23 protein-coding genes and 2 riboswitches are annotated in these 24,270 nt (G+C 44.8%); of the genes, 22 read left to right on the forward strand and 1 reads right to left on the reverse strand.

Features of this window, described 5'->3' with window-relative positions:
- Positions 1-164: 164 nt before the first annotated feature.
- A riboswitch (cobalamin riboswitch) is annotated at positions 165-365 on the forward strand.
- A gap of 160 nt (positions 366-525) precedes the next feature.
- The 17 genes from nrdI (at position 526) to HP399_RS31160 (ending at position 18,504) form a co-directional block, all read left to right on the forward strand.
- The gene (gene nrdI, locus HP399_RS14925) at positions 526-885 is read left to right on the forward strand and encodes a class Ib ribonucleoside-diphosphate reductase assembly flavoprotein NrdI (protein ID WP_173619445.1); all 360 of its coding nucleotides are present in this window, start codon (positions 526-528) and stop codon (positions 883-885) included.
- Positions 872-2,956 (forward strand): class 1b ribonucleoside-diphosphate reductase subunit alpha, encoded by a 2,085-nt coding sequence (gene nrdE / locus HP399_RS14930; protein ID WP_173619444.1) that lies wholly within the window; start codon positions 872-874, stop codon positions 2,954-2,956. Before nrdI ends, nrdE begins: the two co-directional genes overlap by 14 nt.
- A 55-nt stretch (positions 2,957-3,011) precedes the next feature.
- Positions 3,012-3,962, forward strand: coding sequence for a class 1b ribonucleoside-diphosphate reductase subunit beta (nrdF, locus tag HP399_RS14935; protein WP_173619443.1), 951 nt, complete (start codon positions 3,012-3,014; stop codon positions 3,960-3,962).
- A gap of 86 nt (positions 3,963-4,048) precedes the next feature.
- Positions 4,049-4,248: riboswitch (cobalamin riboswitch) on the forward strand.
- A gap of 144 nt (positions 4,249-4,392) precedes the next feature.
- The gene (gene metE, locus HP399_RS14940; RefSeq protein ID WP_173619442.1) at positions 4,393-6,675 is read left to right on the forward strand and encodes a 5-methyltetrahydropteroyltriglutamate--homocysteine S-methyltransferase; all 2,283 of its coding nucleotides are present in this window, start codon (positions 4,393-4,395) and stop codon (positions 6,673-6,675) included.
- A 14-nt stretch (positions 6,676-6,689) separates the two neighbouring features.
- Positions 6,690-7,187 carry an acyl-CoA thioesterase gene (locus HP399_RS14945; RefSeq protein ID WP_173619441.1) on the forward strand — a complete coding sequence of 166 codons (498 nt, stop codon included), beginning with the start codon at positions 6,690-6,692 and terminating at the stop codon, positions 7,185-7,187.
- A gap of 87 nt (positions 7,188-7,274) precedes the next feature.
- Positions 7,275-7,697, forward strand: coding sequence for a MarR family winged helix-turn-helix transcriptional regulator (locus tag HP399_RS14950; RefSeq protein WP_173619440.1), 423 nt, complete (start codon positions 7,275-7,277; stop codon positions 7,695-7,697).
- Positions 7,698-7,799: 102 nt separating this feature from the next.
- Positions 7,800-8,249 carry a YybH family protein gene (locus HP399_RS14955; RefSeq protein ID WP_228088526.1) on the forward strand — a complete coding sequence of 150 codons (450 nt, stop codon included), beginning with the start codon at positions 7,800-7,802 and terminating at the stop codon, positions 8,247-8,249.
- 46 nt (positions 8,250-8,295) lie between these two features.
- On the forward strand, positions 8,296-8,913 hold the full coding sequence (locus tag HP399_RS14960; RefSeq protein WP_173619439.1) for a nitroreductase family protein: 618 nt from the start codon (positions 8,296-8,298) through the stop codon (positions 8,911-8,913).
- A gap of 260 nt (positions 8,914-9,173) precedes the next feature.
- A complete protein-coding gene (locus HP399_RS14965; protein WP_173619438.1) occupies positions 9,174-9,644 on the forward strand; it encodes a DinB family protein in 471 nt (156 codons plus the stop codon).
- Between the two features lie 189 nt (positions 9,645-9,833).
- On the forward strand, positions 9,834-10,388 hold the full coding sequence (locus HP399_RS14970; RefSeq protein WP_173619437.1) for a GNAT family N-acetyltransferase: 555 nt from the start codon (positions 9,834-9,836) through the stop codon (positions 10,386-10,388).
- Between the two features lie 353 nt (positions 10,389-10,741).
- Positions 10,742-11,629 carry a MurR/RpiR family transcriptional regulator gene (locus tag HP399_RS14975; protein WP_173619436.1) on the forward strand — a complete coding sequence of 296 codons (888 nt, stop codon included), beginning with the start codon at positions 10,742-10,744 and terminating at the stop codon, positions 11,627-11,629.
- Positions 11,630-11,669: 40 nt separating this feature from the next.
- A complete protein-coding gene (locus HP399_RS14980) occupies positions 11,670-12,971 on the forward strand; it encodes a CapA family protein (protein WP_173619435.1) in 1,302 nt (433 codons plus the stop codon).
- 46 nt (positions 12,972-13,017) lie between these two features.
- Complete coding sequence (locus tag HP399_RS14985; protein ID WP_173619434.1) at positions 13,018-14,277, forward strand: MFS transporter; 1,260 nt, start codon at positions 13,018-13,020, stop codon at positions 14,275-14,277.
- 63 nt (positions 14,278-14,340) lie between these two features.
- Positions 14,341-15,849: a fatty acid--CoA ligase family protein gene (locus tag HP399_RS14990; protein ID WP_173619599.1), complete on the forward strand. Its 1,509-nt coding sequence runs from the start codon at positions 14,341-14,343 to the stop codon at positions 15,847-15,849.
- Positions 15,850-16,274: 425 nt separating this feature from the next.
- Positions 16,275-16,727 (forward strand): VOC family protein, encoded by a 453-nt coding sequence (locus HP399_RS14995; RefSeq protein WP_173619433.1) that lies wholly within the window; start codon positions 16,275-16,277, stop codon positions 16,725-16,727.
- 625 nt (positions 16,728-17,352) lie between these two features.
- Positions 17,353-17,790: an N-acetyltransferase gene (locus HP399_RS15000; RefSeq protein WP_173619432.1), complete on the forward strand. Its 438-nt coding sequence runs from the start codon at positions 17,353-17,355 to the stop codon at positions 17,788-17,790.
- A gap of 207 nt (positions 17,791-17,997) precedes the next feature.
- Complete coding sequence (locus HP399_RS31160; protein ID WP_370642728.1) at positions 17,998-18,504, forward strand: tyrosine-type recombinase/integrase; 507 nt, start codon at positions 17,998-18,000, stop codon at positions 18,502-18,504.
- Between the two features lie 104 nt (positions 18,505-18,608).
- On the opposite strand, the gene HP399_RS15005 is transcribed toward HP399_RS31160, so the two are convergent.
- Positions 18,609-19,559: a DMT family transporter gene (locus HP399_RS15005; RefSeq protein ID WP_370642729.1), complete on the reverse strand. Its 951-nt coding sequence runs from the start codon at positions 19,557-19,559 to the stop codon at positions 18,609-18,611.
- A gap of 115 nt (positions 19,560-19,674) precedes the next feature.
- Here HP399_RS15005 and HP399_RS15010 point away from each other — a divergent pair, with 115 nt between their 5' ends.
- The 5 genes from HP399_RS15010 (at position 19,675) to HP399_RS15030 (ending at position 23,834) form a co-directional block, all read left to right on the forward strand.
- Positions 19,675-20,541, forward strand: coding sequence for a LysR family transcriptional regulator (locus HP399_RS15010; RefSeq protein WP_173619429.1), 867 nt, complete (start codon positions 19,675-19,677; stop codon positions 20,539-20,541).
- 601 nt (positions 20,542-21,142) lie between these two features.
- A complete protein-coding gene (locus tag HP399_RS15015) occupies positions 21,143-21,946 on the forward strand; it encodes a substrate-binding domain-containing protein (protein WP_173619428.1) in 804 nt (267 codons plus the stop codon).
- 38 nt (positions 21,947-21,984) lie between these two features.
- Positions 21,985-22,473, forward strand: a complete 489-nt coding sequence (locus HP399_RS15020) for a hypothetical protein (RefSeq protein WP_173619427.1) — start codon at positions 21,985-21,987, stop codon at positions 22,471-22,473.
- A gap of 96 nt (positions 22,474-22,569) precedes the next feature.
- Positions 22,570-23,115 carry an RNA polymerase sigma factor gene (locus HP399_RS15025; RefSeq protein ID WP_007729405.1) on the forward strand — a complete coding sequence of 182 codons (546 nt, stop codon included), beginning with the start codon at positions 22,570-22,572 and terminating at the stop codon, positions 23,113-23,115.
- Complete coding sequence (locus HP399_RS15030) at positions 23,112-23,834, forward strand: anti-sigma factor domain-containing protein (protein WP_173619426.1); 723 nt, start codon at positions 23,112-23,114, stop codon at positions 23,832-23,834. The genes HP399_RS15025 and HP399_RS15030 overlap by 4 nt, the downstream gene beginning before the upstream one ends.
- Positions 23,835-24,270: the final 436 nt, after the last annotated feature.

Raw genomic sequence — 24,270 nt, forward strand, 5'->3', positions numbered from 1 at the left:
TACTCTCCAATCTTTCCATGGCTAACCAACACGCACAAAATCTATTATATGAACGAGAACCAGAGATTGGCAATAGCCGAAAAAGGAGAATAGTTAGTTTTCGAAAAGAGCGCATACTGAGCTTGACTCCTACGATATATTGAGGTAAAGTAAGTTTTACCAACTACATATTGATGCGGTAAGGTGTTTACCAACCCAGATTTGGTAGACTTAATAGGGAAGTCGGTGAGAATCCGACGCGGTCCCGCCACTGTAATGAGAGAGTTCCATTTGCGAAAGAATGCCACTGATCGTGACCGATCGGGAAGGTGAAAATGGAGCGATGATCCAGAGCCAGGAGACCTGCCTAACCGCTTGCACTGTTTAACCTACGGGAGATAGGGAAGTGTTCGAGCGCTCAATTCGCCTTGGCGAATTGCTAGATGGAAGTCATCACGCGCATTCGGCATGTAAACGTCGGATGCGCTTTTACTTTGGCTAAATAACATACATACAGAGTAAAAATAGCAGGATAGGATGAGGGACATGTTAATCGCTTATGATTCAAAAACAGGAAACGTCCGAAGATTCGTCAACAAAATTAATTTGCCACATGTGGAAATTAATCAAGAAATGGTGCTGGACGAGCCGTTCATTTTGATAACATACACGACGGGATTCGGACAAGTGCCGGAGAAGGTGGCGACGTTCCTGAAGCGAAATCATGTCAATCTGCGCGGAGTATCTGCCAGCGGCAACCGCAACTGGGGAACCAGCTTTGCCAAAAGCGCGGATACGATCGCGAGCCTATATGGCGTTCCGGTGATTTCTAAATTTGAACTGTCCGGTACCGGCCGTGACGTGGAACAATTTACGAGTGGGGTGGCAGCAATTGCGGCATATTGAATTGAACAACGAACTGATGCAGCGTGGCAACGACGGATTTTATCAACTGGAAAAGGATCGGGAAGCGGTTGCGGTCTTCATGGAAGAAGTGCAGTCCAACACGATGACTTTTGGCAGTGTCAAAGAACGCATGGACTATTTGATCGAGAATGACTTCTATGAAAACGTCTATGAAACATACACTGTTGAGCAGGTCGATGAAGTTTTCCGTTTGGCCTATGACGCTGATTTTCAATTTGCTTCGTACATGGCTATCTCCAAATTTTATAAAGATTACGCCTTGAAAACGAACGATAAATCGATGTACTTGGAGCAGTATCCAGACCGGGTGGCCGTAGTGGCACTGTCCCTTGGACAAGGTGACTTTGAGCTCGCCAAGCGTTTAACGGTCTCCATGATGGATCAACGCTTGCAGCCGGCGACACCAACCTTCCTGAACGCAGGCAAAAGCCGCCGTGGCGAAATGGTCTCCTGCTTCTTGCTCGAAATGGATGATTCACTGAACTCCATCAACTTTATTTTGGGAACTTGTATGCAGCTATCCAAAATTGGCGGCGGTGTAGCTGTGAACCTGTCCAAGCTTCGCGGACGAGGAGAGCCGATCAAAGGCGTCGAGGGGGCAGCAAAAGGTGTTATGCCCGTTCTCAAGCTGTTGGAGGATGCGTTTTCCTACGCGGATCAAATGGGGCAACGCAAAGGCTCAGGCGCAGCGTACTACAACATCTTCGGCTGGGATATCAACGAGTTTCTCGATTGCAAAAAGATCAATGCCGATGAAAAAGCACGCATCAAAACGTTGTCCATCGGCCTGATCGTACCAAACGTGTTCTACAAGCTGGCTGAGGAAAACAAGCCATTGAATGTGTTTGCTCCGTACTCCGTGTACAAAGAATACGGCGTGCATCTGGATGATATGGACCTCGATGATATGTACGAGGAGCTCTTGGCAAACGATCGCATCAAGAAAAAGACCGTCATGAGCGCACGCGAGATGTTGACCAAAATCGCGATGATTCAAATGGAATCGGGCTATCCGTACATCATGAACAAAACGAATGCGAACGACAACCATGCACTGAAAGATCTCGGTTCGGTGAAAATGTCCAACCTGTGCACGGAAATCTTCCAGTTGCAGGAAACTTCGACGATTACCAATTACGGCGAGATGGATATTATTCGTCGCGATATTAGCTGCAATCTGGCATCGCTCAATATCGTCAACGTGATGGAACGCAAAATGATCCGTGAATCCGTCCACGAAGGAATCGAAGCCATTACATCCGTGAGTGACATGACGCGTGTAGAAAACGCTCCAGGCGTTCAAAAGGCAAACCGTGAGCTGCACTCCGTAGGGCTTGGTGCGATGAACCTGAACGGTTATCTGGCAAAGAATAGAATCGCTTACGAAAGTGAAGAAGCCAAGGATTTCGCTCGTACGTTTTTCATGATGATGAACTTCTACTCCTTGGAAAAAAGCATGGAAATCGCCAAGGAAACAGGCAATACCTTCTTGGGCTTTGAACAATCGGAATATGCAAAAGGCACTTATTTTAACAAGTACTTGACGAACGATTACAGCCCGCGGACGGAAAAAGCAAAGCTTCTCTTTGAAGGAATGCACATTCCGACGCCAGAGGATTGGGCGGAACTACAACAAAAGGTGCAAAAGCATGGCGTTTACCATGCGTACCGTTTGGCAATTGCACCGACTCAGAGCATTTCCTACATTCAGAATGCGACTTCTAGTGTGATGCCAATCGTTGAGCATATCGAAACGAGAACGTATGCCAACTCGACGACGTATTACCCGATGCCGTACTTGTCGCAGGAAAACTATTTTTACTACAAATCGGCGTATGTAATCGATCAATTCAAAGTGATTGATCTGATTGCCGAAATTCAAGAGCACATCGACCAAGGAATTTCGACTGTGCTGCACGTGAACAGCAATATTTCAACCAGAGAACTGGCTCGCTATTACATTTACGCAGCGAAAAAAGGTCTGAAGTCACTCTACTATACCCGTACGAAGCATTTGACTGTAGAAGAGTGCATTAGCTGCGCTATTTAGTGAACTCGATTTATAAATGGAAAAGCATCAAGCAAATAGAGAAGAGGAACGCCATATGAAAGCAGTCAATTGGAACAGGCCGGACGACGATTTTACGATGACGTTTTGGAATCAAAACATCATGCAGTTCTGGACGGATGATGAGATTCCGCTGTCAGATGACAAGATGTCCTGGATGGAGCTCAGTGCGACTGAACGCGACACATATAAAAAAGTATTGGGCGGTCTCACCTTGCTAGATACGGTTCAGGGTGGAGTAGGGATGCCGAAGATCATGGAGCATGTCGATGGACTACAAAGAAAAGCGGTTCTCGCCTTCATGGGCATGATGGAGCAAATCCATGCCAAATCGTACAGTAGTATTTTTACAACGCTGGCATCGACAGAAGAGATTGACGGTATTTTTTCGTGGGTAGAAAACAATCCACATCTGCAAAAGAAAGCGGCCCTCATCTCGAAACGCTATCAAGAAATTGAGAAACCGAAAGACTTATACATGGCGATGGTAGCGTCCGTCTTCCTGGAAAGCTATCTGTTTTATAGCGGCTTCTTCTATCCGCTCTATTTGGCGGGGCAAGGCAAGATGACAAGCAGCGGGGAAATTATCGATCTGATTGTTCGCGACGAGAGCATCCACGGACTCTATGTCGGCGTTCTCGCGCAAGAAGTCTATCAAGGTCTGAGTGTGGTCGAGCAGGCCGCAGCAAAAGAGGAACTGTATGCCCTTTTGCACGAGCTGCAAGAAAATGAAGAGGCCTATACGACTTCGTTGTATACGGAAATCGGATTGGCTGAAGAGGTTCATGTGTACGTGCGCTATAATGCGAACAAGGCTTTGATGAATCTGGGGCTGGACCCGCTATTCCCGGAGGAAGAAGTGAACCCGATCGTACTGAACGGTATTCGCACGCAGACGAAGCAGCATGACTTCTTCTCGAAAAAAGGAAATGGTTATGTCCGCACGCTAAACGTAGAGCCGTTGACCGATGATGATTTTAAATTCTAGTATGACAAAAAATGGATTCTGTGTTACTGTATGAACAGTATGCTGCCCTGCTAGTTTACTGGGGCACTTCACAGAACCACGATAACTTCATAAGAGTGGGAACAGGTTCTTTGGTTATCAAGATCGACCAAGGATGAAAAGGGAAGTCGGTTAGAATCCGACACGGTCCCGCCACTGTATGAGGGGAGTCGGCACATTTATCAGCCACTGATCCAAACGGATTGGGAAGGCATGTGCAGATGATGATCCCAAAGTCAGGAGACCTGCCTGTTTCGACGACACTGCTTAACCTACGGGAGATAGGGAGGTGTTAGGATGCTGTGATCTCAGTGCTTATTTGGCATTTCTAACGTTCTTTTTGATCGTTGGAGATGCCTTTTTTATTGGGCGGATTCAAGTCAAGATCGAATAAAGAATGGAGAGGAAGCTCATGAAAAGCAGCAATTTGGGATATCCACGGATCGGGAAGAACCGGGAGTGGAAAAAGGCATTGGAAGCATTTTGGGCAGGCACTATCGATGAGGAAAGCCTGGTACAGCAAATGGAGCAAATCCGTCACCAAAACCTGTTGCGTCAGCAGGAAAAAGGGGTCGAGCTGATCCCTGTGGGTGACTTTACGTACTACGATCACATGCTGGATATGGCTGTGATGTTTGGAATGGTCCCCAAGCGTTATGAATACAAAGGAGGCCCGGTTTCTTTAGCCACATACTTCGCCATGGCTCGCGGTTCGAAGGAAGCTGTCGCCAGCGAAATGACGAAATGGTTTAACACGAACTACCATTATATCGTCCCGGAGTTCGGTGAACGACAACCAGCCATAACCGAGAATAAGCCTCTCCAAGCATATTTGGAGGCCAAGGAAAAGTTTGGCATCATCGGAAAGCCCGTCATTGTAGGCCCGTATACGTTTGTCAAATTGTCCAAAGGATATGAGAAAAACGAATTTGAGATCGTCGTGGATCAACTCGTTCCGCTTTACATAGACGTTCTCCGCGAGTTGGAGCTGCACGGCGTGGAATGGGTGCAAATCGATGAGCCTGCATTTGCACTGGATGTATCGGAGCTTGATCGCGCCATCATCAAACGTATCTATGCGCAAATCGGTCAAGCACTACCACATCTACAGTGCATGCTGCAAACCTATTTTGAAGCGGTGGATTGGTACGAGGAGCTGATTTCCTTACCAGTAAAAGGAATTGCTCTTGATTTTGTACACGGAGCGAAGCGCAATCTGACCAATCTGAAAACACAGGGGTTTCCAGCAGACAAGATTCTCGGAGCGGGAATCATCGACGGTCGAAACATATGGCGTGCGTCCATTGAGGAGAAGTGGGAGCTGATCAAAGAAATTTCCGAGATCGTACCACTCGAAAAGCTGTGGCTGCAGCCGTCCAGTAGTTTGTTGCATGTACCTGTAACGGTTGAAGCAGAGAGCGACTTGCCAGAGGAAGTCATGCCTGCATTGGCGTTTGCCGACGAAAAACTGGGGGAAGTACAGCTCTTAGTCCAAGGATTCCGATATGGTAAGTATGTCATTTCGAAAGAGATCGCCCAAAATGAAGCGGACTTGCTGAAGCTGGCATTATCTCCAGCGAGGAATCGTCGAGGAGTGCAGAATGCTTTACGTCAAATAGCTGCAGCAAAACTTGAAAGAAGTGTTCCTTATCTCGAACGTCGAGAGATTCAACAAAATACGTGGAAGTTGCCACTGTTGCCAACTACTACAATCGGAAGCTTCCCTCAGACGGCGGAGGTTCGCCAAGCCCGACAGCAGTTTAAAAAAGGGAATTGGACAGTGGAACAATACGATGCTTTCATTCAGGCGCAAATCAAGGAATGGATTGAGATACAAGAAGAGCTCGGTCTAGATGTCCTCGTCCATGGTGAGTTCGAACGAACCGATATGGTTGAGTATTTTGGCGAAAAGCTCGATGGCTTTTTGTTCACGAAAAACGGCTGGGTTCAGTCATATGGCTCGCGCTGCGTCAAGCCACCTATTATTTACGGAGATGTGGAGTTTGTAGCACCGATGACGGTCAAAGAAAGTGTGTATGCAAAATCATTGACCCCCAAACCAATGAAGGGCATGTTAACTGGCCCAGCAACCATTCTGAATTGGTCGTTTGCTCGAGTCGATGTCTCCAGACAAGAAGTGTGCGAGCAAATCGCGTTGGCATTGCGAAAAGAAGTAGAAGCCTTGGAAGAAGCAGGGATTCTCATGATTCAAGTCGATGAACCAGCGCTGCGCGAAGGATTGCCGCTCAAAAACGAAGAGCAGGCAGCTTATCTCGAATGGGCTGTCAGAGCGTTTCGTCTAGCGACCTCTACCGTTGCGCCGAGCACACAGATTCATACACATATGTGCTATTGCGAATTCCATGATTTCATGGATGTCATCAGCGAACTCGATGCCGATGTGATTTCGATTGAAACTTCACGCAGCCATGGAGAGCTCGTGTCTGTATTCGAAACAGGTACGTATGACAAAGGCATCGGGCTCGGCGTATACGATATCCATAGTCCCCGAATTCCAGCTGTCTCAGAAATGGAAGATATGGTAGCACGAGGTGTACAAGTACTTCCACCAGATCAATTTTGGATTAACCCGGATTGCGGGCTGAAGACAAGAGGGAGAGAAGAAACCGTTCAGTCATTACGAAACATGGTTACGGCAACGAAGGCGATTCGGAGTCGTTTGACAGCCCAGTAGGGAAGGTGCACACGATGAGAGGAGTCACACCACAAATGATGACAGAAGCACGACCGATCCAACAATCGAGAACCTTTTTGACTGATCTTGTCTTTCCACCGGATACGAATCACCACCATACCATTTTCGGTGGGAAAGTCATGGCATATGTAGACAAGATCGCCTGCATCGCAGCCATGCGCCATTGCCGCAAACCTGTTGTCACTGCGTCCAGCGATTCCTTCGATTTTCTCGCGCCAATCAAGACTGGAGAAGCGATCAACCTGGAGGCTTATGTCACCTGGACTCATAAGACATCGATGGAAGTATTTGTGAGAGTGGAAGCGGAGAACTTGTTGACAGGGGAAAAGCGCATGACAGCACGCGCGTATCTGACGATGATTGCCCTCGACGATCAAGGAAAGCCGACGCTTGTCCCGAATGTCATTCCTGCCACAGAGGAAGAACGCAATCAGTATGAAAAAGCAAAGGAACGACATGCATTACGAAAAAGGCGGAAAGCAGAGTTGTAAGGAGCAAAACCCCTCGTCCTAAATGGGATCGGGGGGTTTTTGTCCTACTCGCTTGACAATACTTAGATATCGAACTATACTGATCTCATGATAAAAGGAAATGCAGCTTCACTCATTAGCCATATTAGAGATGCAGTCAATAAGCTCATCATTTCTGAGCTTGAGAAGCATGGTGTAGAAGGAATTGTACCTTCGCACGGTGACATTCTGCTTTGTTTGTATAAACATGACAATGTGACCATGAAGGAATTGGCAGAGTACATTCATCGAACGAAACCAACGGTAACTGTCCTCGTCAACAAACTGGTTGCGTGTGGTTATGTAATTCGAGAGAAGGACGTCAACGACAACAGAATCACTTATATTAAGCTCACACAAAGAGGAATGGAACTGCAACCGATTTTTAAAGCGGTATCCAATCGTATCCGGGAAATGATGTACGGTGGATTATCCGAGGCAGAAGGTGAGTTGCTTGAAAACCTTCTGGAGAAGGTGTTACAACGTTTTTAGAACTTCTCTAATGAAATAGAGAAGTTCTCCTTGCACATATAGTTAGATATCTAATAAAAAAAATCACTGATAGTTAGATATCTAATCACTTTGAAAGGAGTGATGCAAGCGAACTCATTAACTAGTTTCAACCAGGTACGCACAGACAACGAATACGAGGAGGATCATCAAATGTCAATCGAAGCGGTTATCAAAACTTACGAATCTGCACTTAATGCCAACGATATAGATTCCATTCTTGCTCTTTACAGTAGTGAACCAGTATTCATGCCACAACACGCTCCGGCGCTGATCGGGCGCGACGCAGTGCGCGCTGGGTATAAGCATGTATTTAACACCATCAAGCTCAACGTCCGCTTCGAAATTTATGAAATCGAAGTGACAGGAGAGTGGGCTTGGGCACGCACGAGTTCTGCTGGCCGCACACACATTCTCTCAGCAGATGTCGAGGTTGAGGAAGGAAATAACGAGTTGTTCGTATTCCGTCGTGAAAACGATGAGTGGAAGATCCATCGCTACTTGTTTTCGACTAATCGTCCACTTCAAGCATAAACATGAAAATGTTAGGCAGATCATCACTAAACCATTAGGAGGAAGCATGATGAATTTTCAACAATTATTGCAAGCTCGTCGTTCTGTGAATCAATTCGATCCAAACGCTACTATTAGCCGTGATGATTTGGAAAGTATGATTGAGAGCGCAACACTCGCGCCGTCTTCTTATAACCTACAACATTGGCGTTTTCTCGTTATCGACGACAAAGAGCAGAAGCTGAAGCTTAAAAAAGCGGCATATCATCAACAAAAAGTAGAAGACGCTTCAGCTGCCATTGTGATATTAGGGAATCTACAAGCGCATAAAGATGCTGAGCGAATTGCTGATGATTTGACCGAAAAAGGTTATCTCCCAGCGCAATATAAAGAGAATGTGATCAATCAAATCGAAGGGCTTTATAGCAACGAATCCATGCAAAGAGATGAAGCGATTCGTGGCAGCTCTTTAGCTGCTATGGCACTCATGCTTGCAGCAAAAGAGAAAGGCTATGGATCTTGCCCGATGATTGGATTTGACCCAGATCTCGTTCGACAAGAATTCAACATTCCCGAGCACTTGATTCCTGTCATGATGATTACGATTGGTACGGATCTGGACCCCGAGATGCCGCGTAAAATCCGTTTCGCCGTTGAAGAAGTCACTACTTATAACGGTTTTTAAAAATACGAAAGATGCCTCTGGTGAGCTTGCTTGCAACAGGTCACCGGAGGCATTTTTCTGTACACCTTGAATCCGGAGCCGTTTCATGAAAGCTAAAGAATCCAACAAGATCAGTAGCTCTCGTAACAGTAAAGGTAGAATTCCGCACTTTTGTGGATCTAATGAATTCTGCTAAAAATCAGAAGGTACTTGTTTTCTATCAAAGAATAATAGTATCAATGGCTACCAACCACACGAACTATGATGAAGGAGAGGATCGGATGGAAAAGTTGATCGAGGAGTACAGCCAAGACTATGAGCTGCTGCGAGAAGCCGTTGAAGGATTGTCTGAGGAGGAGCTGCGTTTCCAACCTGCACCGGACAAATGGAGCATCCACCAGATTCTTATTCATGTAACAGATTCCGAGATCTTAGCGACACATCGGCTGAGAAAAGTCTTGGCGGAGGAAGAACCGCTGCTACTATCTTTTGATCAGGAAGCCTGGCCGGATAACCTAGAATACGAACGGTTGGACCGCGAGCAGCATATGCTCCTGTTCCAAATGCTACGGGTCAGCATGCTGCCACTTCTGAAAAATCTGACTCCCGAGCAACTTGTACGGGTCGGGCAATATCCCGATGGAGCGAGGTACACGTTCAAAGAGCTGCTGGAATTGCGCGTCCAGCATGTCCGTAACCACCTCGCCCAGATTGAGCGGGTAAAGCAGGCATTTTCGGAGGATAGGGTATAACCCTATACGGGTTTAACGATGAAAAGCTGTAGCACCTGCTAAGCAATGATTGTACAATTATCAAGAGAATCTTACATGCTAAATAATACGAGGAGGTTCTGAAAATGACGGAGCAATATGTATTCCGTTAAGTCCGTGGTCCCCCTTAATATCTCTATTCTCACCTTGTAAAAATAGAGGAGGACGAATATGGATATTTTCATTAGAGAACTGAGGGCTGAGGACGATGAGTGTGGTTCAAACATTGATGGGAGCTTTATCGTAGACTCTACCCTTGTCTTGCAACTAATGGGACAGCGAATCGGATATACGGTGAAGGAGAGACCTGTTAGGAATAAAAGCTACGATGATGAACAGCTTGAAGAAGATACTGTTGAGGATTATTCGAACTATATCGGTAATCCGCATCAAATCATTTATTTAGCGCTCGTAAATAATCAAGTTGTCGGTCAAATTGTTTTGAAAAGAAATTGGAACAAATTTGCCTATGTGGAAGATATCAAAGTTGATAAGCAATATAGAGGATACGGTCTCGGTAAAAAACTAATCGAACAGGCTAAACGCTGGACGAAGGATGGCGGTATGACAGGAATCATGCTAGAGACACAAAGTAATAATGTCCGCGCATGTAAATTCTACGAAAGTTGCGGCTTTGTCATCGGAGGTTTCGATTCCTACGTCTACAGAGGTCTAGATAAAGATAGTGATGAGATAGCAATTTATTGGTATCTCATGCTTGATTAATCAGTGATTGATCCTCAGCATATGTCTTAAGAAGCCGAAATAATGGCAGCTTCTTTAAGACATTCCCCACGTTTAGGAATACATGTAGATCGTCATGATCAACAGCACTTTTCAATTATCGGAACGATTGTTCAATGAAGCAGCGGGGAATGCGGCTGGATTCCAAATGAATGTCTCCATACAGAACAATAAAGAGAAGGGGCCTTCCAACTGTGGAGGGCCCTTTTTACAGACTGCCATACACCAAAATGAAGCGTTAACTACATTTTCTAAGAAGTGTTGAAGTGATTCCTTTCAAGAGATATACTATTCTCAAAATTAAAACAAATCCGAATGATAAAGGAGCTTCAGGTATGGCACAACTCGTAAAAGAACGGATTCGGAAGCAGTATGGAAAGCTGACAGCAAGCCAAAAAATCATCTGTAAGATCGCGATTGAAAAGCCAAGCTTACTTGCGATCCATACCGCTAAAAAAATCGCGGAGTTTACGAATACCAGTGAAGCGACCGTCATTCGCTTTTGTTACGCATTGGGTTACTCCGGATACACAGAGCTTCAGGAAGAAATCAAAAAGTCTCTTTTGATAGGAGACCAAAGGAAGGGGCCGATCGAGAAATATCGAGACACCGAGGTTACGCTCGATCTGAGCAATTATGCACATCAAGTGATGGAGAGTGATATTGCGTATCTCCAACAAGGCTTACAGCAAATTGACTACATGTTGCTCCAAGAGGTGGTCAAAAGCATCGTGCAGGCAAACCGAATCGTAGTGGTAGGATTTCGTTGGTGCCATATTCCTGCAAAATGGCTGTTTTCGGCGTTGAATGCTATCAAAGGAAACACACATCTATATACGGGAGCAGTTGATAACGCCGATTATTTTCTCACCGAACGAGATCAAGAATGGCTGGTCATTGCGATATCATTTCCTCGTCATCCGAGCGAGACGGTTGCAATGGTCCACTCAGCAAAAGAGCTGGGAGCGAAGATTTTGGCGATTACGGAAGGCGAGTTTTCCCCCATCAGCCAAGTCGCGGATCATCTTCTGAAAATCACCACACCCCAACCCGTTGCCACTAGCGGTATGCCCACATTATTTTCCATGCTAAATGTCTTGATTAAAGGCGTCATGCTCCACGACGCGGAAAATGTCCAGAAACGATTGCAGCATTATGATGAAATCAGCTCAAAGCTATACTCGTTTGTCGGAGAGGATGAGGAAGACTTCTCGATCTTTTGAAAGCAGAAAAAATGAGAAAAGGGAAAGGGGAATCATGCCAATGACTAAGCCGATTTGGTTCACAGCGACTGGCGACAGCTTCATTACACGGAATCTGCCATACAGGGACCAAGCTTTTGAAGAGATATCCAGCTTGCTGCACCGTGCGGACGTACGCCTTGCGAATCTGGAGACGACCGTACACGATAATGAGGGCAATCCCAGCGCGCAAAGCGGAGGCACGTGGGCGATGTCACCACCGTCCGTTTTGCAAGTCATGAAAGATTATGGCTTTAACATGATTGGCTGGGCAAATAACCATACGCTCGATTATTTGTATGGGGGACTAGAAGCAACCGAACGATATCTCAATGAGTATGGCTTCGTCCATGCTGGCGCAGGCAAAAATCTCGCAGAAGCAGGCGCTCCGCGTTATCTCGAATGCGAAGGGGCCAGAGTGGCCTTGATCGCTGCGACGTCGACTTTTCATCCATGGTGGGCGGCCGGAGATCAGCGTTCGGATAGCATTGGCAGACCAGGGATCAATCCGATGCGCTATGTCATGACACACCACATTACGGAAGAAAAGCTCGCTGATTTGCAAGCCATTGCGGAGTCGACGGACATTAACGCCTTCAACAAGCTTCTAATCGAGGAAGGCTTCATGAACGATCCGGGCAAGGAGACCTTTCTCTTCGGAAATGCACGTTTCATGGTAAGCGACGAAGAGGGGACGACTACCCAACCGCATCCTCGCGATCTGAACAGAATCGTCAAGACGATTGAGGAGGCAAACAGGCGGGCTGATTACGTCATCGTGAGTATTCACGCACATGAGATGAAGGGGGAAGCGAAGGAGGTTGCAGCTGATTTCTTGCCTGTTTTTGCAAAAGCTTGCATCGATGCAGGTGCTCACGCAGTGGTGGGACACGGACCACATTTATTGCGAGGCATTGAAATCTACAACAATCGGCCGATCTTTTACAGCTTGGGAGATTTTATTTTTCAGACAGAAGCTGTTACGAGTCAGCCCGCTGATTTCTATGAGCACTATGGTTTAGACCACACCCATAATGTGGCAGATGCGTTGGAAGCGATGAGTGCCAACTACACACGCGGACTCTGTGCGCACAAAGAGGTGTGGGAGTCGGTTATTCCCTTGTGGAAAATGCAAGATGGTGAGCTGCTCGAATTGGAGCTGCATCCGATTGAATTAGGCTTTGATCTGCCTGTACATCGTATGGGGTGGCCAAAATTAAGCGGGGATACCTCGATACTGGAGGGGCTCAAGACTTTGAGTGAACCATATGGCACAGTGATTGAGATCATGGATGGAATTGGGCGCGTGAGGCTTTCAAAATAGCGGGGAACAATGGCAGTCTATTTCCTAGACAAATGGAGTGATTCACATGATGGCCAGAATCACAATGGTTATGTTGTTTGTGCTCTACATGATCAATTATGCGGATAAAACGATTGCGGGATATTCTGCCGTGCCGATTATGGCTGAATTTTCGTTGAACGAGAAGGAATGGGGACTTGTTGGAAGCAGTTTCTTCTGGCTTTTCTCCATTGCAGGGATTGTAGGCGCGGCATTGTCGGACCGCATCGGGACGAAAAAAATGCTGGCGATCATGGCGCTGTCCTGGACAGTCATTCAATTTGGCGCTTATGCGATCGCGGGTTTGCCGATGCTTGTCGTTGCGCGGGTGTTGCTTGGTATAGGCGAAGGGCCATTTTGGGCTACGGTTGTCAGCCATTTGAACAAATGGTTTCCCGAAGAAAAGCGTGGACTGGTTTATTCAACGGTGAACTTCGGTGCATTCGTCGGTGCGGTTGCTTCCGCACCGATGATTGTCGTGCTAATTGATAGCTATGGATGGCGATTTTCCTGGGCGTTTATGGGCGCACTCAGTTTGATATGGCTCTTGGTCTGGCTATGGATTGGAAAAGAAAAACCACTTGTCAGCGTCACTCCTGCAAAAGTCGAGGCTCCTACCTTGCCAAAAGCGAAATGGTCAGATATATCCGGTGTCTTGCTCTCATCCACGTTTCTTTTCTGCTTTTTAATCTATTTCGCCCAAATATGGGGGACGACTTTCGCATCCGTATGGGAGCCTGTCTATCTCGTCAAGGTTTTCCATTTTACGAATCAGGAAATGGCCTATGCGATTGCTGGCACGGGACTTTTAGCCGGACTGATGACCATACTGATTTCATCGATAGGTGATCGCTTCTTTAAAAAACATCGCAGCTATCGCAAATCATATGTTTTGGTTGGCGGTGTCTCGATTATTTTAGGGGGACTGTGTTTTTACGGTGTTACCCTTGTTCAATCTACAGTATTTGTCCTGATCTTCCTGTGCCTAGGAAAAGGGTTTGCTTTTTCTGTAGGAACAGCTGCCTCTGTTATTGTCAGCAGCTTGTTGCCGGAACGCACGGGGCTTTTGGTAGGCGTGTTGTCCAGCCTGGTTACATTGGCAGGGATCATCTCGCCGCTGGTAACGGGCTCTATCGTTCAATCAGCCGGAGATATTGGCACTGGTTTTGGCAACGCCATGATCGTCAACGGGTTGCTCTTTATCATTTGCGGCGTGCTTTTCCTGCTCTTTGTGAAGCGCAATGAACAAGTCAGTCAATCAGCACCGCCAATCTCCCATGTTTCCTAAAAGTAATACTTTATAGGCTTGGTTCTAAATGTTAAAATTTTCTGAAAAGGGGGTAGATGTGTGATGTATCATTTGAATGAAAGCCTCATACAGAGCGCGAAACAGTTTCCGGATCGCCCAGCCTACGTCTTTATGGGAGAAACGACTACGTATGCGGAATTCAATCAGCAGGTCGAACATCTCGCAGCAGGACTTGCCCAACACGGAATTGGAAAAGGGGATGCTGTCGCCCTACTCATGGATAATCGGCCGCATTTTGTTAGCGCTTACTATGCGATACTGCGCGTAGGAGCAGTCGTTGTTCCCATGAATCCCATCTATACGGCGCGCGAAATTAGCTTCATTCTATCGAATAGTAAAGCAAAGGCAGCCATTGCCTTATCCGCGTTGCAGCCGGTACTAACCCCGATGAAGGACCAAATAGAAAATTTGCAGCTCCTCATCTACACGGAATCCATTGAAAATGAAATAACGATCGATCAGCTTGTACAGGAAGGGCAAGAGTCAGAGGCAGGGTACGTAGAGCCGGAACGAAACGAAGATGACCTCGCTGTAATCCTGTACACATCAGGTACGACTGGCCAGCCGAAAGGAGCGATGCTCTCCCACCGCAATATGGCTTCGAATGCGGAAGCGATGGGAATATTGTTCGAGCTGGTGCCAGAAGATCGCATGGTCGCCGTACTTCCGATGTTCCATGTCTTTTGCATGACGGTGTGCATGAATGGCCCGATTCGCACGGGAGCGGCCATTATTATCGTGCCGAAATTTCATCCGGTAGACGCCCTCCAAACGATTCGGGAGCAAAAAGCCACATGTTTCGCAGGTGTTCCGACCATGTACAACTATCTGCTACAGCTGCCGACTGCGACAAAAGAAGACTTCTCCTCCATCCGGATCTACTGCTCGGGAGGTGCATCCATGCCTGTTGAGCTCCTGCACAAGTTCGAAGCGAAATATGATGCCAAGGTACTGGAGGGCTACGGTTTGTCAGAGGCAGCTCCAGCTACAACCTTTAATCCATTGCACGGGAGCAGAAAGCCAGGATCGGTTGGGGTCGATATCCCGCTTGTGAAAAACAAGGTCGTCGATCCCGAGGGAAACGAAGTCGCACGTGGAGAAGTGGGAGAGCTGGTGGTACATGGGCCCAACGTTATGATAGGGTACCTCGGGTTGCCAGATGATACGGCCGCGGCGCTCCGAGATGGTTGGCTGTATACAGGAGACATGGCTCGTATGGATGAAGAAGGATATGTGTACATTGTTGACCGCAAAAAAGACATGATTCTCGTTGACGGCTATAATGTGTACCCGCGTGAGGTAGAAGAAGTTCTTTACCAGCATCCTGCGATTATCGAGGCGGCTGTGATCGGGATTCCTGACGAGGTGCATGGCGAAGCAGTCAAGGCATTTGTGGCATTGAAGGAAGTTGCGGTTTCCCAAGAGGATATCATGGCATTTTGTCGTGACAAGCTGGCGAAATACAAAGTTCCTCGTCAGGTAGAATTCGTAGCAGAGCTTCCCAAAAACAGTACGGGGAAAATCTTACGACGATCGTTGCGCACCTCTTAAACAATCGCATGATTAAATGAAAAGTGCCAGCTCACAATGATCCTTTTGTTGTAAGCTGGTTTTTTCGTGTAAGGAAGCTGTACAATTTTCAGCTTGCTATGTGCATTACGGGATGTGGAGGTGTAGGATTGCTACGTTTAATTCATGCAACAGAGGATTATGAATACGATCAAGCACGTGAACTTTTCTTGATTGACGATGCGTCATTACGCTAACGGGCAGTTTAGTTTCATGATCAAAAATAATAAGTAGGAGATAATATCGTAACTCCGAATTGAATTTCGTAGAATAAAAGTTAACATGACATATCCGAAAACCAAATTTCACATTTTACTATACTGTGACAAGATGTTAATCATTTGGAAGTAATTAGTAATCCTTGATAGAATCAGGTAATAAATTTGTACACATAAGGAGATAAAACTATGGCAAAAAACAAATTACTAAGAATGGACAATGTTGGCATCGTTGTAGAATCCCTTGATGACGCAATCTCTTTCTTCGAGGAGATTGGCTTGAAGCTCGAAGGGCGAGCTACTGTCGAAGGTGAATGGGCTGGTCGCGTAACAGGGCTGGGTTCACAGTGTGTAGAGATTGCTATGATGGTTACCCCAGATGGCCACAGCCGACTTGAACTTTCGCGATTTCTCACCCCACTTACTATATCAGATCACCGAACTGCTCCTGTAAATGCCCTCGGTTATCTACGCGTCATGTTCACCGTTGAAGACATTGACGAAATGGTATCCAGACTCACTAAGTATGGTGCTCAGCTCGTTGGCGAAGTGGTTCAGTACGAGGACTCGTATCGGCTCTGCTACATTCGTGGAACTGAAGGACTTCTAATCGGTTTGGCGGAACAACTCCGTAATAAATAAGTGACGTTTAAAAGAAGACTTAACTGAAATATACATTACAAGAGTAAAATAGAAACATATAAACACCGCATTCACGCTCCGGGTCTGGGCGACCCTCGGTCCCGGAAACAAGGTGCCGGGACACATCCGCACCGACTAACCGCATCGCGGCCGGCAGCAAGCTGCCTTAACTCGGTGGGACTCAAATTAAAGGGACTCAACTAACGGGTTTCGATAGCTTAATAAATAACTAAAACGCGGCTGCCGGTATAGATCGGCAGCCGATCTGCGCTAACGGGCAGATTAGTAGGATGGAAGACGTTAGCGGTATAGATCCAGTTTGTTCATATCTAAAATTATATTTCATTTGATAATCACCTCTTTTTTTAGATTTCAACAACAGATCAAATAGGAGCTGTCAGAAAAAGAGGTTCGCCGAAGTCTATGGTATGAAAACTATTATTTTTAGAAAGAGGGAAAAATACATGTTATCTTACATCGGAAATGGTGCGTACTGCTACGCAAACTCTCATCCATGCTTTTGGAGACGATTGGAAAATTCGGGCATGTTGCTGTAATGGAAATTCCTCATGGAGATGTTTTCGTATGGATTGGAAAGTAAGCTGTTCGGGGAAGTGGTTAAAAATTGAACGTAAGATTTGCCGTGGTTGAGGATATTAAACAACTTGAGTCATTTTTTTCAAAACATATCACTCGCGAGAATAAGGCAGTGTACAATGAGGAGTTTCTTTGCCCATTAGGACTTCGAGCGGCCGTAAAAAGACGATCTGTTGTTGTTATGAATATAGAAGACATCATTATCGCAGCAGCAAGAATCTACCTAAAGAAAAACGGCACAATCTCTCTTTATCAGTTTGCTGTAGAGGAACAGTATCGTCATAAGAATCTCATGAGATATCTACTATCACAAATTGGCTACCCAATATTCTCCGCATGCCCGTCAAATCTTGAGTTCAATAACTATTATATGGACTCGAAATGGTCGTTTGTTGAGACGAAAAAGGGAATGAATATTTGGAAGCTTGAACCAGACTTACTTTCTGAGTCGACCTTTCCAAATTGATCGTTGAAGTAACGGGTATCACTAGTTCAACAAATTCAAAATACGGATTAATCCCTCCCCAACATAGTGAAGCTAAAAGAAATTAGCCTCGGGAGGGGTTTTGTTTTATGAAAATGACTGATATCTGGACGTTGTATGAGGCCGATAAACGTATTCTGGGTTTTAGTCCGTACACTTTGAAACTCGAAGTTTTTAATTGAAGAAGATGTGATTAATCTTAAGATAACCTGTGATGCCCCACGCGAGCGTGCATTCTTGGAGTTTTTTATATTGTACTGGTTGTCGCGTAGGGGAAGTGCACAGGTTAGATATCGAAATATATACTGGGAGAGCTACTCCGCGATTGTGCATGGTAAAGGCTCTAAGCAACGAGAAGTGTATTTTACAACCGAATGTAAGGTCTGGTTAAAGAGATACCTCGATCGTCGAGAGGATTCTTGCAAAGCCCTTTTTGTGACGGAATCACTTCCTGTGCGGCGAATGGCCATACCTACAATACGTTATGCTGTTAAGAAGCTTGCAGCCCGTGGAGAGGTTACAGTTAACGTTTATCCTCATCGCTTTCGTCATACGTATGCTTGTCACTTACTTGATAATGGTGCCCCGTTAGATTTTATTCAAGGAATGCTGGGTCACGAGAAGGCATCAACAACACAGATCTACTCTCAGTTACGCGGGGAACGTCGACGGGAGTTGTATAGGCGGTACTTTTAGGGTAAAGTCTTCTGCTGAACGAAAGGGCAGGATAGTTCAATAACGACATTTGTTCGACCTTTCCCGATTACTCACACACACTAGTTTGTGAAAAATCTCTTTTTCTAGGATTCTCCGGTTGCACGTTGATCGGCTGCTTCCGTACGAATCTGTGCGGTGACAGGTATTTTAGTCTCTTTCTGTTTTAAGCCAAACATATTCGTCTGACTGTAAACTGTACCAATAATAACAAAGAGTGCGCCGATATAATGAAAGTTGGTTATTGTTTCACCAAGAAAAATGGCAGATAACATATATCCGAAAATAGGTGTTAGAAATAAAAAATTATTTGCTCTGACAGGGTCTTCTTTCAATAAGGAGAACCAAAGCAACATCGCAATAATTGAAACAACAATCACCTGCCAGAAAAGCCCAAACCCAAAGTAGAAATCGAGATGAAAGTAGTAGTCAGGTTCTAATAAAAACGAAAGCGGCATAGCCATTGCACTACCTAAAATAATCTGCCAGGTGTTTACTACAATTCCGGGCAATCTCATTTGTATTTTACTAAAGTAAATGCTTCCGATCCCCATTGAAAAAACACCAATTCCCAATGTAATGAAACCGAATAACGTTCCATTAATATCGTTTATATAGGGATATAGGGCAATTCCTAGGCCTAACGCAGAGAGACACATTCCCACTAACTCATTTCTTTTGATGGTTCTGTTTAAAAATATGGAGGAAAGAAAAGCAACAATAAACGGATTGAAAGTGAGTAATAAATTAAAAATGCTTGAATCTACATGGTCAAGGGATAAGAAACAGCATCCCACATAAATAGTCGAATTAAGTAGTCCTAGAATAATTAGATTTCCCCATTCTTTCCCTTTTGGAAAAGGATACTTTTTGTTAGCGATATACACGATAGCAAATAGAATAATCCCTGCGAAAAACAATCTTGTTGAAGCGAAAAGTAGTGGACTTGAAGAGACTAAACCTATTTTTGTAGCAATTGCCGCAGTAGCCCAAATAAACGCATAAAGGATTCCGGTAGTTGTTCTCAATGTAATCACAACCTTTAGAATAAGTCTTACACAGAGTATATGAGCTTGAAATCAATTAATAAAATTGATATTTTGAATAAAAATCATCATCTTTTTAGATGGATGTGAGGGGGAGCGAATCTTTGTGGAAATTCGGCATTTGGTAACCTTTATTGCGATCGTTGAGTTAGGCGGGTTCACCAAAGCGGCAATTCATCTTGGATATGCTCAATCAACCATTACTTCTCATATAAAGGCTTTGGAAACGGAACTAGGCCGCCCTTTATTTGATCGAATAGGAAAACAGGTAATTTTAACGGAAGTTGGAAAAAAACTGATGCCTCATGCCAAAAAGATGTTGGAAATTTATGACGGAATTAAAGAGGTAACTTCAATGGAAGGTGAAATTTCAGGTCATATCACCATTACGATTGCAGAATACCTATTACTCTATCGTTTTCCACCAATTTTTGAAGAATTTAAACGAAAATACCCTCAAGTAAGTATAAAATGGCACCACGTCGATCCTTTAACATTTCGGGAAGAACTTTCAAATGGAAGTACAGATCTTGTCTTTATGTTAGGTAAACAAGTGAATAATTCGAACATTTATTGTGAAACGATAGTAGAAGAGCAAATGATGTTTTTATATCCCAACGATTTCAATATCAACAATCAATTGGATTTGAAAAAGAGCAGTTTGCTTGTTACAAATAAAGGTTGCAGTTATCGTACTCTTCTGGAACAGTTTGTAGAAAAATCCACCATAGGAATTCAAAGCAGCATTGAGTTCTGGAGTATCGAGTCAGTAAAACAATCAATTATTAGTGGCCTAGGAGTCTCTATATTGCCACGGATAACTGTGGAGAAAGAGTTACGTGATCATAAGTTAATAGGCGAAACGTATGAAGAAACGCTTTTTACATTTATGTTGTATCCCAAAAACAAGTGGCTATCGCCGGCAGTAACAGAGTTTATTCATATCGTTAGAAAAAACGCGCAATTTTGGTAATATGGAGTTTGTCAAGAAACGATATAAAAAATGTACATGGGAAAAATCAGAAAAATATAGGGCACTGCAGGATCGTACAATGTTTGAAAAATACCTAGAAGAGCGAGTGATTGCGACCTAACGGGTTTCGTAAGTTCAATTGGGCAGTCTACAACTTTATTATTCGAATGTAACTTATGCAACAATACAATACGACATCGAGTCTAAAACTATTTATAAATATATTAGCGATTAAAATGACGGGGATTCCTTGATAGATAAGGAGTGCCGGTCTAATACTTTATTATCACTAAAAAACTGGGGCCACGTTAAACTAACGGGCAGTCTTATAGCTAAGTTATACGATCAAATGAAAATAAGTTGGATGAGATGCGAGAGACCAAGAATCCGCTGCGTGTCTGAACATGAAAAAGATCGCCACACACCTGGCCAGGCTGGCGTAGGTTGTGCGGAGATCTTTATTTATTCTTCACCAGACTAGTTTTCCATAGATTTATGAAACTTTCTAACTATTTCACAATTACAATCAAACCGTTTACAGCCTCTCTTCGTTTCCTTTGATAGTACCGTTAAAAAACATGTGTGAAATGGAGGAAGAATCATGAAGAAGACCGTGTTCCTAGCAGTTCTACTGCTCTTTGTCTTTACGGCTACCGGAATGTCAGCCTATGCACAAATGGACGGTAAGCCTGCGTCCCAGGCGACACCAAATTCCAGCCAAAGTGATCAAGTCATCCGGGTGTACGGACCAGGTGGACCACTTGGACCGATCAAGGAAGCTGCTGAACATTTTTCAGCTAAAACGGGAATGAAGGTGGAAGTAACAGCCGGACCAGAGGGCAATTGGATCGGCCAAGCAAAGCAAGATGCAGATATTATTTTCGGTGGCTCCGAGTATATGCTGCAAGACTTCATCTTTAACCACCCCGAAATGATCGACACTAAATCACGTACGGAGCTTTACCCGCGTGCTGCAGGAATATTGGTGAGGAAAGGAAATCCTAAGAAGATTGAAAGCCTGGAGGATTTAACGAAAAAGGGAGTAAAAATAATCGATGTGAATGGGGCTGGCCAGCTTGGCCTGTGGGAAGACTTGGCAGGCAGAAAAGGGCTGATCGAAGGCATTTCTCAAAATAGTAACCTTTCTGTAAAGTCGAGTGCCGAAGCCATTGAACGTTGGAAATCGAATTCCAGCCTGGACGCCTGGATTACCTATGAATCGTGGCATTATCGGCTCCAGAATGTGACTGACTTGGTCGAACTGCCCGAAGAAGAAAAGCTCTATCGTGGAACGCCGATCGCCCTGACGAAAATCACTGATCAGAAAAAAGAGGCACAGCAATTTATTGATTATTTAAGAACGGAAGAATCTCACCAAATCTTTCAAAAATGGGGCTGGAAGTAAGGACGAGTCTTACATCTAAAAAACTGGGAGGAACATACATGAAAAAAGCAGTTTTTACCCTTGCGATACTTTCGATTGTTTTTGTTTTGGCTGCCTGCGGAAAAAGCACGGAGGTAAAAACAGAGACGGTTCAACCCGATCAAGCCCAAACGGAAGTAACTAAATCGGAACAAGCCCCGGCTGACAGCCTCCAGCTTTTGGAGAATGAGAAAGCTGGAAAGTACTTGGCGGATCCACAGGGAAGGGCCCTGTACTACTTTAAAAAGGACGAAGCAGGAAAAAGCAATTGTAGCGGAGATTGCCTGGAGAACTGGCCGGCCTTTACCCAGGAGGATTTCGCTGTCCCGGAAGGTTTTGACAAAAAGGATTTCGATACGATCACGAGAGAAGACAACGGGAAGAAGCAGGTTACGTACAAAGGCTTTCCTCTCTATTATTTTGCAAAAGACCAACAAGCAGGGGATGTAAACGGACAAGGAGTAAAAGATGTATGGTTTGTCGTAAACAGCGAAACAGCATTTGAATAAGCCTGTCCAGGGAACGATCAGTCTCGGTCGTTCCCATCTTTACTTTTAAAATAGTGTTATGGCAATATATTTTTATCCAAGAGCAGGGAGTGCCACATGAAAGAAAATTACGATGCGGAATTAATGCGATTGGTAAACGAAAAAAACGGTCACGCATTAGAGGAACTCTATGATCGATATATAAAGCTTGTTTACGGCTTTGTTATGAAGTTTTGCAATGGGAATGAGGATAAGACAAAAGAGATTATTCAATTGGTCTTTTTAAGACTATGGACAACAAACAGCTATTACGATCCTGCTCAAGGCAGCTTCGTAAATTGGCTCCTCACGATTACCCGCAATATTTGTATTGACTACCTCCGCAAAGAGAAGAGGCATACGCAACACCATCAAGAGGAACTTGAAGAGATCGCCGACCCTGCTAATACAGTCGAGCAACGAGTAAATACGAATGATATTGCGATGGCGAAAAACAAATTGCCAACGGCGCAAAGAAAATTAATCGATTTACTTTATTGGAAAGGATATTCTCTTTCAGAGATCGCCAAGCTGGAACAAGAGCCGCTCGGCACGATTAAAAGCAGGCTTCACCAGGCTCTTAAAGGATTGAGGAAGCATCTGGAACTGGAGGATTTAAAATGAGAAGGGTTTGTGATCATTTAATTCCATATATAGCAAATGAGCTCAAGGAGAGCGAACACATGGCCTTTGCTGAACATTTAAAGAATTGTACGGAGTGTAAGAAAGAATATCAGGAATTATCCCAGGCCTGGCATGCTTTGCCGTTCGATTATACCGAAATCGAGGTGCCTGAATCGCTAAAAGGCGAGGTGCTGGGGTTTGTTTTTGAGCACAAAAGGAAAAGCGGTACGGAAACATTCATGACTAAGATGAGCAAGCTCACTATGATGCTCAAAAGCCAGTTCACTCCAGTTTCAACCGGTATCGTGTGCGTCTTGTTGCTCGCATTTATTGGTCTTGGAATAGCGAATGTACAGGTGGAAAATCGCCATGCCGAAAATATACCCATTGAAATTTTAACGGCGATTCCCTTAAAAGCAGCCAATCAAAGCCACCCGGGAACAAACGGCATCGCCTATATTGTCCAGCAGGGATCAAAGAAAAATTTGGTGGTTCAGGTTCACGAATTGCCCGGCGTCGAAGGTTCACAGGTTTACCAGGTTTGGCTGCTGAAAAACAGCACGAGAGAAAATGGTGGCATATTCAAGCCGGACGAAAACGGATCCGGAATACTGACCTACCAGCTTTCCGAAGGGCAGACTTTTGATCAAATCGGCATCACTGTCGAACCAGACGCCAACAGCAGACAACCAAGGGGACAAAAAATAGTCGGTTCATAGATGGTAACAGAAAAGGACAGGTACATTTTCGTGAAAATTCCTATCTGTATTCGAAACGGTAGAATCGATTTTGATCGATCTTTTTTCAAAATGGATTCTTTGAAGTTGCCTCAATGAGAGGGCTTCGGCTGGATTCCGCCATGATTCGTGGTTGATCGAAAAGGAAACACCCTTTAAGTACCTCAATATAGAATGAACGGAAGTAGTAGGAACGATGAGGCAGACTCCTCAGAAAAAAATAAGGAGGACATCTTCCTATTCTTTTTTAAGAGAAAAGGCCTCACCTGAGAGAGAAGAGCTCCCAGGCAAGGCCTTTTCGTCCGTCAAATTAAACGCATAGACATTGGCGTTTAGTGGCGTTCTCGTTGCGGTTTTGCATGAAAAGGCTGTTTGCACGAGTGAGTCCTGCCCCAACGAGTGAAGAAAGATAATTAAG

It is taken from the genome of Brevibacillus sp. DP1.3A, assembly GCF_013284245.2.
Taxonomy (GTDB): domain Bacteria; phylum Bacillota; class Bacilli; order Brevibacillales; family Brevibacillaceae; genus Brevibacillus.

Excerpts from the sequence above, each read along its gene's own strand:
- HP399_RS14985 (WP_173619434.1), top strand. The coding sequence starts at position 13,018 with ATGATGGCCAGAATCACAATGGTTATGTTGTTTGTGCTCTACATGATC.
- HP399_RS14990 (WP_173619599.1), top strand. The coding sequence starts at position 14,341 with ATGTATCATTTGAATGAAAGCCTCATACAGAGCGCGAAACAGTTTCCG.
- HP399_RS15030 (WP_173619426.1), top strand. The coding sequence starts at position 23,112 with ATGAGAAGGGTTTGTGATCATTTAATTCCATATATAGCAAATGAGCTC.
- HP399_RS14960 (WP_173619439.1), top strand. The coding sequence starts at position 8,296 with ATGATGAATTTTCAACAATTATTGCAAGCTCGTCGTTCTGTGAATCAA.
- HP399_RS15015 (WP_173619428.1), top strand. The coding sequence starts at position 21,143 with ATGAAGAAGACCGTGTTCCTAGCAGTTCTACTGCTCTTTGTCTTTACG.
- HP399_RS14980 (WP_173619435.1), top strand. The coding sequence starts at position 11,670 with ATGACTAAGCCGATTTGGTTCACAGCGACTGGCGACAGCTTCATTACA.
- HP399_RS14975 (WP_173619436.1), top strand. The coding sequence starts at position 10,742 with ATGGCACAACTCGTAAAAGAACGGATTCGGAAGCAGTATGGAAAGCTG.
- nrdF (WP_173619443.1), top strand. The coding sequence starts at position 3,012 with ATGAAAGCAGTCAATTGGAACAGGCCGGACGACGATTTTACGATGACG.
- HP399_RS15025 (WP_007729405.1), top strand. The coding sequence starts at position 22,570 with ATGAAAGAAAATTACGATGCGGAATTAATGCGATTGGTAAACGAAAAA.
- HP399_RS14955 (WP_228088526.1), top strand. The coding sequence starts at position 7,800 with ATGCAAGCGAACTCATTAACTAGTTTCAACCAGGTACGCACAGACAAC.
- HP399_RS14970 (WP_173619437.1), top strand. The coding sequence starts at position 9,834 with ATGGATATTTTCATTAGAGAACTGAGGGCTGAGGACGATGAGTGTGGT.
- HP399_RS14965 (WP_173619438.1), top strand. The coding sequence starts at position 9,174 with ATGGAAAAGTTGATCGAGGAGTACAGCCAAGACTATGAGCTGCTGCGA.
- nrdI (WP_173619445.1), top strand. The coding sequence starts at position 526 with ATGTTAATCGCTTATGATTCAAAAACAGGAAACGTCCGAAGATTCGTC.
- HP399_RS15020 (WP_173619427.1), top strand. The coding sequence starts at position 21,985 with ATGAAAAAAGCAGTTTTTACCCTTGCGATACTTTCGATTGTTTTTGTT.
- HP399_RS14945 (WP_173619441.1), top strand. The coding sequence starts at position 6,690 with ATGAGAGGAGTCACACCACAAATGATGACAGAAGCACGACCGATCCAA.
- HP399_RS14995 (WP_173619433.1), top strand. The coding sequence starts at position 16,275 with ATGGCAAAAAACAAATTACTAAGAATGGACAATGTTGGCATCGTTGTA.
- metE (WP_173619442.1), top strand. The coding sequence starts at position 4,393 with ATGAAAAGCAGCAATTTGGGATATCCACGGATCGGGAAGAACCGGGAG.
- HP399_RS14950 (WP_173619440.1), top strand. The coding sequence starts at position 7,275 with ATGATAAAAGGAAATGCAGCTTCACTCATTAGCCATATTAGAGATGCA.